Source organism: Pseudomonas syringae group sp. J248-6 (assembly GCF_032586995.1).
Taxonomy (GTDB): domain Bacteria; phylum Pseudomonadota; class Gammaproteobacteria; order Pseudomonadales; family Pseudomonadaceae; genus Aquipseudomonas; species Aquipseudomonas amygdali.
The window spans coordinates 1-10,076 of record NZ_JAWHOP010000041.1 but is presented as its reverse complement, the minus strand read 5'-3'; the positions used below and the strand labels follow the sequence as shown (position 1 = coordinate 10,076).

Here is a 10,076-nt window from a genome sequence, read left to right as displayed (position 1 = left end):
CTCTGTATATTTACCCATGACGCCTCCAAAGGTTGCGTCCAACCTTCGGGGGTCATACCACTCCAGCGTGGGAATGCCTGTCGTGACGCTCTGCGTCACAAATCTGCGCCGCGCTGCCAATTTCGAAGCGCTATAAAAAAACCCGCATTTCTGCGGGTTTTTTCAATGCGCAATCAACTCAGTTGATCTTGGCATCCAGTTCGCCACGCGCGTAGCGTTCGAACATGGCGTCCAGGGAGATCGGTTTGATCTTCGAGGCGTTGCCGGCGGTGCCGAAGGCTTCGTAGCGCGCGATGCACACGTCACGCATGGCCGAGACGGTTTTGGCCAGATACTTGCGCGGGTCGAACTCGCTTGGGTTTTTAGCCATGAATTCGCGGATTGCACCGGTAGAGGCCAGACGCAGGTCGGTATCAATGTTGACCTTGCGCACGCCGTGCTTGATGCCTTCAACGATTTCTTCGACCGGTACACCGTAGGTTTCTTTGATGTCGCCGCCGAACTCGTTGATGATTTTCAGCCATTCCTGTGGAACAGACGAAGAACCGTGCATCACCAGGTGAGTGTTCGGGATGCGCTTGTGGATCTCTTTGATGCGCTCGATCGCCAGGATGTCGCCAGTAGGCGGCTTGGTGAACTTGTACGCGCCGTGGCTGGTGCCGATGGCGATGGCCAGGGCATCGACCTGAGTGCGCTTGACGAAGTCAGCGGCTTCTTCCGGGTCGGTCAGCATCTGGCTGTGGTCCAGAACGCCTTCCGCGCCAACGCCGTCTTCTTCACCGGCCATACCGGTTTCCAGCGAACCCAGCACGCCCAGCTCACCTTCCACGGAAACGCCGCAGGCGTGAGCAAAGGACACTACGCGACGGGTAACGTCGACGTTGTAGTCGTAATCGGCTGGGGACTTGCCGTCTTCACGCAGCGAGCCGTCCATCATCACCGAGCTGAAGCCCAGCTGGATCGAGCGCTGGCAGATGTCGGGGCTGGTGCCGTGGTCCTGGTGCATGACCACCGGGATGTGCGGGAATTCTTCGATCGCGGCGAGAATCAGGTGACGCAGAAACGGCGCACCGGCGTATTTGCGGGCACCGGCAGAAGCCTGGACGATCACCGGGGAGTCGGTCTTGTCGGCCGCTTCCATAATGGCGCGCATCTGTTCCAGGTTATTTACGTTGAAAGCTGGAACGCCGTAGCCGAATTCGGCTGCGTGGTCCAACATCTGGCGCATGCTGATAAGTGCCATTGTCTATCTCTCTCCCGGTAGGGTCGTTAATCGAGCAAGCCTGCCGTAGTGGCGGCTGCCATTCAAGTTATAAGCTCAGCCACGAAGGCTGTGCGTGTGTGCCCGAGATCCGACTTATCTGGCCTTGCAGCCGCGACCGATCAGATCGTTGGTAGCGTCCCAATAGATCAGGCCCTCGCTACCCTTGTTGACGAATGCCAACACATTGTTGCTGTAAAGCGTTCCGCTGGCAGCGCCGGGTTCAGCCTTGAGCCTGAACACCTGATCGCTCTGATTCAGACGAACATCGACTTCCTTTTTGGCCGAATCGATGTAGCGCCAGTTGACCTCTGCATTGCTGTCACACACCCAACGGTTCCAGGGGTCATTGTGCTGCGATGTGCTCAGGCTCGAACAACCGCCAAGCACTGCCAAAACCCCAAGGGCAATCACGCGTCTCATTACATCTCCTGGCTGCCCTGCGAAACGCGGTGTATGCCGGTCGTCTCAACTGTCAGGGGCAGTTCTGTTCCTGTTTACGGTCGTCGGCCGGCTCACCCGTTACATGTGCCTCGACCCGTTGACTGTTTTCAGTCGTCGGCACATTCACAGAGGCCGGGCTGAATATCTGACAGGTCTTGGCATGCGAGCCAGAACCGGTACAACCAGCCAATACAACGCAGCTCATCAGAGCCAGGGCAGCGATCTTCATGGCGAAACTCCTTTGCCGGAAAAATATCCACTCTTTAAAGACCGCCCAAGCCCGTCAATGTTGCCAAACGGATTTCAGACCTGGCTCACAAACATCCTACATTGCCTGTTCTGGGCATGAACTCGTAACGATCCCATGCCTGCGGACCGCCACGCTTGTAGATGACCGGCAACGTTTCAGCCTGCCAGCCCGCCTGATAACAGCTTAACTGGAGCGGTTGGCTCGAGGAGTCGCTCTCCACCTCTTCAACCGCAGGTTTGCCCGCGCAACCGGCCAGCAAACCTGCGATGAGAAACCACGGTAACGCCCTGACCATTGACCACTCCTTGTCCAAAGCTTTCATTCAAGCCTTGGCGCGTTGTTCGAGCACTTCTACCGCTGGCAGAACCTTGCCTTCCACGAACTCGAGGAATGCACCGCCACCGGTCGAAATGTAGGAAATCTGTTCTGCAACACCATACTTGTCGATGGCCGCCAGTGTGTCGCCACCGCCCGCGATGGAGAACGCCTGGCTTTCGCCAATGGCCTTGGCCAGCGTTTTGGTGCCTTCACCAAACTGATCGAATTCAAACACGCCGACTGGACCGTTCCACAGGATAGTCCCGGAAGATTTCAGTAATTCGGCGAAATGCGCAGCGGTTTGCGGGCCAATATCAAGAATCATGTCGTCGTCGGCCACGTCAGTGATCAGCTTGACGGTTGCAGTGGCGCTCTCGGCGAATTCCTTGGCAACCACCACATCACTCGGCAAGGGCACGCTGACCTTTGCAGCGATGGCACGCGCGGTATCGAGCAGGTCAGGTTCGTACAGCGATTTACCGACCTTGTGACCCGCTGCGGCCAGAAAGGTATTGGCAATGCCGCCGCCGACGATCAACTGATTGCAGATGCCGCTCAGGCTGTTGAGTACGTCAAGCTTGGTGGACACCTTGGAGCCGGCAACGATGGCAGTCATCGGCTGAGCCGGAGCGCCCAAGGCCTTGCCCAGCGCTTCAAGCTCGGCGGCCAGCAACGGGCCTGCCGCTGCCACTTTGGCGAATTTGGCAACGCCGTGGGTCGAGCCCTCGGCACGGTGAGCGGTACCGAAAGCGTCCATCACGAACACGTCGCACAGGGCCGCATATTTCTGTGCCAGCTCGTCGGCGTTCTTTTTCTCACCCTTGTTGAAGCGAACGTTCTCGAACAGCACGACATCGCCGGCCTTGACGTCAACGCCGTCCAGATAATCGGCAACCAGCGGAACATCACGACCCAATGCCTTGCTCAGGTAATCAGCAACCGGCTTGAGGCTGTTTTCAGCAGAGAACTCGCCCTCGGTCGGACGACCCAGGTGCGAGCAGACCATGACGGCCGCGCCTTTTTCCAACGCCAGCCTGATGGTCGGCAGCGAGGCAAGAATACGTGCATCACTGCTGACAACGCCGTCCTTTACCGGGACATTGAGGTCTTCGCGGATCAGTACACGTTTACCTTGCAGATCGAGGTCGGTCATCTTCAAGACGGTCATGAGCATTCCTGTTTTTTTACTGTTATTGGTCAGCGACGCGCAGAAAGTGATCGGCGACGTCGAGCATTCGGTTGGCAAAACCCCATTCGTTATCGAACCAGGCCAGCAGATTGACCAGCCTGGGACCGGAAACGCGGGTCTGACTCGCATCGACAATCGCCGAATGCGGGTCATGGTTGAAATCGCAGCTGGCGTGCGGCAACTCAGTGTAGGCCAGCAGTCCCTTGAGCGGGCCGCTGGTGGCGGCCTCACGCAAAATACGGTTGATCTCGACAGCGTCGGTGTCTTGCGACATTTGCAGCGTAATGTCCAGGCAAGACACATTGACGGTCGGAACACGAACAGCTTTGGCCTGAATTCGGCCGGCAAGTTCCGGAAGCAGCCGTTCGATTCCTCGCGCCAGACCGGTGGACACCGGAATGATCGACTGAAACGCCGAGCGGGTACGGCGCAGATCTTCGTGGTGATAGGCGTCGATCACCGGCTGATCATTCATTGCCGAATGGATGGTCGTGATGGTGATGTACTCAAGGCCGATGGCCTGATCCAGCAGACGCAGCAGCGGCACACTGCAATTGGTGGTACACGACGCGGCAGAGACCAACAACTCGCGGCCGGTCAGCTTGTGCTGGTTAATGCCGAACACCACGGTGGCGTCGACATCCCGTTCGCTGGCCATCGGCTGGGAAAACAGCACCCGCGGCGCACCGGCATCCAGAAAGCGCTGGCCGTCTTCGCGAGTGTTGTAGACACCGGAGCACTCAAGCACCAGATCGACTTCCAGACCGGCCCAGTCGATGCATTCCGGCGTTGCACTGCGCAGGACCTTGATGCGGTGATCATTGATATGCAGGTATTGCCCTTCGACCCGCACTTCGCCGGGAAACCGGCCGTGTGTGGAGTCAAAGCGCGTGAGGTATTCGAGACTGGCCATGTCGGCCAGATCATTGATGGCAACCACTTCAAACCCGGCCTTGGCCCCCCGCTCGCACAGTGCGCGAACGACGCAACGACCAATACGGCCGTAACCGTTCAGAGCAACTTTGTAAGGGCGGGGCTGGGGCATGAAGTTTTCGCCAGAGGATGGATCTGATTGCGTAAACGATAAAACCTGTGGGAGCGACCGGGGCGCGATCCGCCTTGCTCGCGAATGAGAGCACCCGGTTTGCCAGACTCACCGAGGCGCTTTCTTCGCGAGCAAGCTCGCTCCCACACAACACAACATTACATAGCTGATCAGTCTTCGAGCAGCTCTTCAGCCGTGCTCAAGACGTTTTCCAGAGTAAAGCCGAACTCTTCGAACAAGGCTGACGCAGGGGCCGACTCGCCGAACGTGGTCATGCCGATCACGCGACCTTCCAGACCCACGTATTTGTACCAGTAGTCGGCGTGAGCCGCTTCGATAGCAATACGTGCACTGACCTGCAGTGGCAGAACAGCCTGCTTGTAGGCCGCATCCTGAGCTTCGAAGATGCTGGTGCATGGCATGGAGACCACACGAACGTTGCGACCCTGCTCGGTCAGCTTGTCATACGCCTGCACAGCCAGACCGACTTCCGAACCGGTCGCGATCAGGATCAGCTCAGGCTCTGCAGCGCAGTCACGCAGTACATAGCCGCCACGGGCAATGGCATCTATTTGCTGCTGTTCACGCGCTTGGTGAGTCAGGTTCTGACGCGAGAAAATCAACGCGGATGGACCGTCATTGCGCTCGATGGCGTGTTTCCAGGCCACGGCCGATTCCACGGCATCTGCCGGACGCCAGGTGTCCAGGTTCGGCGTAGTACGCAGGCTGGTCAGTTGCTCGATCGGCTGGTGAGTCGGGCCGTCTTCGCCCAGACCGATGGAGTCGTGGGTGAATACGTAGATCACGCGCTTCTTCATCAACGAGGCCATACGCACCGCGTTGCGAGCGTATTCCATGAAGATCAGGAAGGTTGCGCCGTACGGCACGAAGCCGCCGTGCAGGGCGATACCGTTCATCATGGCGCCCATGCCGAACTCACGAACACCGTAGTGCAGGTAGTTGCCGTTGGGGTCTTCGCCAGTGATGCTCTTGCAGCCTTTCCAGATGGTCAGGTTGGAGCCGGCCAGGTCGGCCGAACCACCGAGAATTTCCGGCAGCAACGGGCCCAGTGCGCTCAAGGCGTTCTGGCTGGCCTTACGGCTGGCGATGGTTTCGCCTTTGGCGTTGACTTCGGCGACATAAGCAGCGGATTTTTCCGCAAAGTCAGCAGGCAACTCGCCGCTCATGCGACGAATGAAGTCGTTGGCCAGCTCAGGGAACGCAGCGGAATAGGCAGCAAAGCGCTGATCCCACTCGGCTTCGGCAGCCAGGCCTTTTTCTTTCGCATTCCACTCGGCGTAGATATCAGCCGGAATTTCGAAAGGACCGTGGTTCCATTTCAGGGCCGCACGGGTCAGGGCGATTTCGTCTGCACCCAGCGGCGCACCGTGGGATTCTTCCTTGCCCTGCTTGTTCGGCGAGCCAAAGCCGATGGTGGTCTTGCAGCAGATCAGCGTCGGCTTGTCGCTCTTGCGCGCGGTGTCGATGGCGGTCTTGATTTCTTCAGGGTCATGACCGTCGACATTGCGGATAACCAACCAGCCGTACGACTCGAAACGCTTAGGCGTATCGTCGGTAAACCAGCCTTCGACTTCGCCATCGATGGAGATGCCGTTGTCGTCGTAGAACGCGATCAGCTTTTTCAGCTGCAACGTGCCGGCCAGGGAAGCGACTTCATGGGAAATACCTTCCATCATGCAGCCATCACCCATAAACACGTAGGTATGATGATCAACGATGGAATGGCCTGGACGGTTGAACTGTGCGGCGAGGGTTTTCTCGGCAGCGGCAAAACCGACGGCGTTGGCAAAACCCTGACCCAATGGGCCAGTGGTGGTTTCAACGCCTGGGGTATAGCCAAACTCGGGGTGACCCGGTGTGCGGCTGTGCAGTTGACGGAAGTTTTTCAGGTCGTCGATGGACAGGTCGTAGCCGGTCAGGTGCAGCAACGAATAGACCAGCATCGAACCATGGCCGTTGGACATAATGAAACGGTCACGGTCAGCGAACGCGGGGTTTGCCGGGTTGTGCTTGAGATAATCACGCCACAGAACCTCGGCGATATCCGCCATGCCCATCGGGGCACCCGGATGGCCGCTGTTGGCTTTTTGCACGGCATCCATGCTTAGGGCACGAATAGCATTGGCACGCTCACGACGGCTTGGCATCGCTGATCTCCTGGGAATTGTAAAATTAGGATCGGAAAAAAGACGGCCATTTTCCCTCAGGGACAGGCCGGGGGCAATCACAGATAGTCGACCATAGGCTTTTTTCCGGAGTTACGGACATTATTTGCCCTGTAAAGACTGGATTACCCGTCAGCGCAACAAGTTCACAATGCCTGACCGGTGCCACCCACCCAGCAATATCAAAACTTTTTGATATTGCCCTTGCAGCGCTCCGGATCGCTCTCTAGACTGCGCAGCTATGAACCTGCGTGTACCTGCCATTCGCCATGATGCATGCGACGACCTCTCTGCATTGTGCAAGGCCGGCGGCGATCCCTTGCGGCTCAACGTACTGCGTGTGCTGACCAACGATTCGTTCGGCGTGCTTGAGCTGGCGCAGATTTTTGCCATTGGCCAGTCTGGCATGAGTCACCACCTCAAGGTGCTGGCGCAGGCCGATCTGGTTGCAACGCGGCGTGAAGGCAACGCGATTTTCTACCGTCGCGCCCTGCCCCACACTGAATTGCCGGGCGGCAGGCTACATGCGGCGCTGCTTGATGAAGTGGACACCCTGAACCTGCCGGAAGACGTACAGAGCCGCATAGGTCTGGTGCATCGGCAACGTGCATTGGCCAGCCAGGATTTCTTTGCCCGTACCGCCGAAAAGTTTCGTGCCCAGCAAGACCTGATCGCCGGTCTGGCGCAGTACAGCGAAAGCCTGCTGACATTGCTCGACAAACTGAGCTTCGGCGCGCAGGCAACGGCGCTTGAAGTAGGCCCCGGCGACGGCGGCTTTCTGCCAGAGCTGGCCCGGCGCTTCCGCCAGGTTATCGCGATGGACAACAGCCCGGTGATGCTGGACCTGGCGCGTGGCGTCTGCGAGCGCAAGGCGCTGGCTAACGTTGAGCTGAGGCTGGCCGATGCACTGACGGACGCTAAAGTCAGTGCCGACTGCGTCGTCCTCAACATGGTGCTGCATCATTTCGCAGTCCCGGCCCAGGCCCTCAGGCAACTGGCCGAACACGTAAAACCCGGCGGTAGTTTGCTGGTAACAGAATTGTGTAGTCATGACCAGAGCTGGGCCAGGGAGGCCTGTGGCGATCTCTGGTTAGGTTTCGAGCAGGAAGACCTGGCCCGTTGGGCCATCGCTGCGGGGCTAGTTCCCGGGGAAAGCCTCTATGTAGGCTTACGTAATGGTTTCCAGATCCAGGTTCGCCATTTTCAGCGACCGGCTGGCGACACTCACCATCGGTAAAATGAAGGAAACCCGTAGAGATGAGCGAATATTCACTTTTCACCTCCGAGTCCGTGTCCGAAGGGCATCCGGACAAGATCGCCGACCAGATTTCCGACGCGGTTCTGGACGCTATCATCGCTGAAGACAAATACGCCCGTGTAGCGTGCGAAACACTGGTCAAGACCGGTGTGGCAATCATCGCTGGCGAAGTGTCGACTTCGGCCTGGGTCGATCTGGAAGACATCGTGCGTAACGTCATCCTCGACATCGGCTACAACAGCTCCGACGTCGGTTTCGACGGCGCCACTTGCGGCGTGATGAACATCATCGGCAAACAGTCGGTAGACATCGCCCAAGGCGTTGACCGCAGCAAGCCTGAAGATCAGGGCGCTGGCGACCAGGGCCTGATGTTCGGCTACGCCAGCAACGAAACCGACGTGCTGATGCCAGCACCGATCACCTTCTCTCACCAACTGGTGCAGCGTCAGGCCGAAGCGCGTAAATCCGGCCTGCTGCCGTGGCTGCGCCCGGATGCCAAATCCCAGGTTACCTGCCGTTACGAAAACGGCAAGGTTGTCGGCGTCGACGCCATCGTACTGTCGACTCAGCACAACCCGGATGTGTCCTACAAGGACCTGCGCGAAGGCGTGATGGAGCTGATCGTCAAGCACGTCATCCCTGCGCACCTGCTGCACAAGGACACTCAGTTCCACATCAACCCGACCGGCAACTTCATCATCGGTGGCCCGGTAGGCGACTGTGGCCTGACCGGCCGCAAAATCATCGTCGACACCTACGGCGGCATGGCCCGTCACGGTGGCGGTGCATTCTCCGGCAAGGACCCATCGAAGGTTGACCGTTCGGCTGCTTACGCCGGTCGTTACGTGGCCAAGAACATCGTCGCTGCCGGTCTGGCCGAGCGTTGCGAAATTCAGGTGTCCTACGCTATCGGCGTGGCACAGCCGACGTCGATATCGCTGAACACCTTCGGCACCGGCAAGCTGTCCGATGACAAGATCATCAAGCTGGTCCGCGACAACTTCGACCTGCGCCCATACGCCATCACCACCATGCTCGACCTGCTGCACCCGATGTACCAGGCCACTGCGGCCTACGGCCACTTCGGTCGTACCCCGGTCGAAATGACCGTTGGCGATGACACCTTCACCGCCTTCACCTGGGAAAAAACCGACCGCGCCGACGCCCTGCGCGCCGCTGCCGGCCTGTAAAAAACCAGAAAAAAGCCCCGAACGACCTGGTCGTTTCGGGGCTTTTTTTCGTCTGCGCGGCAGTTATTCCGCGTTCACACTTCAAGCACGCCGCGACACCAGCAGTACCGATGCAGCGCCCGCCAACAACCCTGCGCACACCCTGTTGAACAACCGCTTGCCACTGGGTTTCGCCAACAGGCGACGAGCATGTATCCCCATCGCGGCATACAACGCGATCGCTACGCACTCCAATACCAGAAACAAACTACCCAGCACCGCGAACTGACCTGACACATCACTCTGCTGATCCACAAACTGCGGAAGAAAAGCAGTAAACAGCAGGATCGCTTTCGGATTACCAATAGCCACCAGAAACTCTTGCCGCGCAAGGCTGCCAGCGTTGGCTGTTGTGACCGCTGCCTGGTCCTGTATGGACGGAGCAGCGCGCCACAACTGCACCGCGAGATAAAACAGATACGCCGCACCAACGACCTTGATCACATGAAACAACCATTCGGACGTATGCAACACGGCAGTCAGTCCTGCACCAGCCAAGGCGATCATGATGACAAACGCCAACAAGCGCCCCGCTCCGCCGACGCAAGAGCTGGTGAAGCCATAGCACGTAGCATTACTGATCGACAGAAGATTGTTCGGACCGGGCGCCATGTTCAGCGCAAAGCAGGCCGGAATGAATACAGCAAGAGTCGAGATGTCCATTGGCTCCAATCCCTGAGTTGAATCAACTACTCAGTCTGGCTTTTTTTAATGAGCGGTCAAGACACAGCTGCGCCGTGAAATGCGGCCGGGCTGTACTGGAAAGGCCATGCGTACCCAGCCTTTGTGGGAGCTTGCTCACGAAGGGGCAGGTGCAGTCGCGACTATCGTGCGGCGCTCTGCGTCGCATGCCTTTCTGGACGCTCCGCGTCCTCTTGACGACGCAGAGCGTCGAG

At 58.3% G+C, this 10,076-nt stretch carries 10 protein-coding genes; 2 read left to right on the top strand and 8 right to left on the bottom strand.

The window, feature by feature from the left end; all coding sequences use genetic code 11:
* Window positions 1-178: 178 nt before the first annotated feature.
* The 7 genes from fba to tkt form a co-directional block, all read right to left on the bottom strand.
* A complete protein-coding gene (fba, locus tag RYC17_RS26715; RefSeq protein ID WP_004654897.1) occupies window positions 179-1,243 on the bottom strand; it encodes a class II fructose-bisphosphate aldolase in 1,065 nt (354 codons plus the stop codon).
* 114 nt (window positions 1,244-1,357) lie between these two features.
* Entirely contained in the window at window positions 1,358-1,684 is a 327-nt protein-coding gene (locus RYC17_RS26710; protein WP_002555692.1) for an MliC family protein, read from the bottom strand.
* A gap of 52 nt (window positions 1,685-1,736) precedes the next feature.
* Window positions 1,737-1,934, bottom strand: coding sequence for a hypothetical protein (locus RYC17_RS26705; RefSeq protein WP_004654900.1), 198 nt, complete (start codon window positions 1,932-1,934; stop codon window positions 1,737-1,739).
* A gap of 85 nt (window positions 1,935-2,019) precedes the next feature.
* Window positions 2,020-2,250 carry a hypothetical protein gene (locus RYC17_RS26700; RefSeq protein ID WP_316904784.1) on the bottom strand — a complete coding sequence of 77 codons (231 nt, stop codon included), beginning with the start codon at window positions 2,248-2,250 and terminating at the stop codon, window positions 2,020-2,022.
* Window positions 2,251-2,277: 27 nt separating this feature from the next.
* Window positions 2,278-3,441, bottom strand: coding sequence for a phosphoglycerate kinase (locus tag RYC17_RS26695; protein WP_316904783.1), 1,164 nt, complete (start codon window positions 3,439-3,441; stop codon window positions 2,278-2,280).
* Window positions 3,442-3,463: 22 nt separating this feature from the next.
* Window positions 3,464-4,507, bottom strand: coding sequence for an erythrose-4-phosphate dehydrogenase (gene epd, locus RYC17_RS26690; RefSeq protein WP_316904782.1), 1,044 nt, complete (start codon window positions 4,505-4,507; stop codon window positions 3,464-3,466).
* Window positions 4,508-4,677: 170 nt separating this feature from the next.
* Window positions 4,678-6,675, bottom strand: a complete 1,998-nt coding sequence (gene tkt, locus RYC17_RS26685) for a transketolase (protein ID WP_011169753.1) — start codon at window positions 6,673-6,675, stop codon at window positions 4,678-4,680.
* A gap of 259 nt (window positions 6,676-6,934) precedes the next feature.
* Here tkt and RYC17_RS26680 point away from each other — a divergent pair, with 259 nt between their 5' ends.
* On the top strand, window positions 6,935-7,930 hold the full coding sequence (locus RYC17_RS26680; RefSeq protein ID WP_057454833.1) for an ArsR/SmtB family transcription factor: 996 nt from the start codon (window positions 6,935-6,937) through the stop codon (window positions 7,928-7,930).
* Between the two features lie 20 nt (window positions 7,931-7,950).
* Window positions 7,951-9,141, top strand: coding sequence for a methionine adenosyltransferase (gene metK, locus RYC17_RS26675; RefSeq protein WP_002555698.1), 1,191 nt, complete (start codon window positions 7,951-7,953; stop codon window positions 9,139-9,141).
* Window positions 9,142-9,222: 81 nt separating this feature from the next.
* Here the strand turns inward: metK and RYC17_RS26670 are convergent, their stop codons facing one another.
* Window positions 9,223-9,843, bottom strand: a complete 621-nt coding sequence (locus RYC17_RS26670) for a LysE family translocator (RefSeq protein WP_219170482.1) — start codon at window positions 9,841-9,843, stop codon at window positions 9,223-9,225.
* Window positions 9,844-10,076 lie beyond the last annotated feature (233 nt).

Coding starts and splice junctions, on each gene's coding strand:
- fba (WP_004654897.1), bottom strand. CDS start 1,243: ATGGCACTTATCAGCATGCGCCAGATGTTGGACCACGCAGCCGAATTC.
- RYC17_RS26710 (WP_002555692.1), bottom strand. CDS start 1,684: ATGAGACGCGTGATTGCCCTTGGGGTTTTGGCAGTGCTTGGCGGTTGT.
- RYC17_RS26705 (WP_004654900.1), bottom strand. CDS start 1,934: ATGAAGATCGCTGCCCTGGCTCTGATGAGCTGCGTTGTATTGGCTGGT.
- RYC17_RS26700 (WP_316904784.1), bottom strand. CDS start 2,250: ATGGTCAGGGCGTTACCGTGGTTTCTCATCGCAGGTTTGCTGGCCGGT.
- RYC17_RS26695 (WP_316904783.1), bottom strand. CDS start 3,441: ATGACCGTCTTGAAGATGACCGACCTCGATCTGCAAGGTAAACGTGTA.
- epd (WP_316904782.1), bottom strand. CDS start 4,507: ATGCCCCAGCCCCGCCCTTACAAAGTTGCTCTGAACGGTTACGGCCGT.
- tkt (WP_011169753.1), bottom strand. CDS start 6,675: ATGCCAAGCCGTCGTGAGCGTGCCAATGCTATTCGTGCCCTAAGCATG.
- RYC17_RS26680 (WP_057454833.1), top strand. CDS start 6,935: ATGAACCTGCGTGTACCTGCCATTCGCCATGATGCATGCGACGACCTC.
- metK (WP_002555698.1), top strand. CDS start 7,951: ATGAGCGAATATTCACTTTTCACCTCCGAGTCCGTGTCCGAAGGGCAT.
- RYC17_RS26670 (WP_219170482.1), bottom strand. CDS start 9,843: ATGGACATCTCGACTCTTGCTGTATTCATTCCGGCCTGCTTTGCGCTG.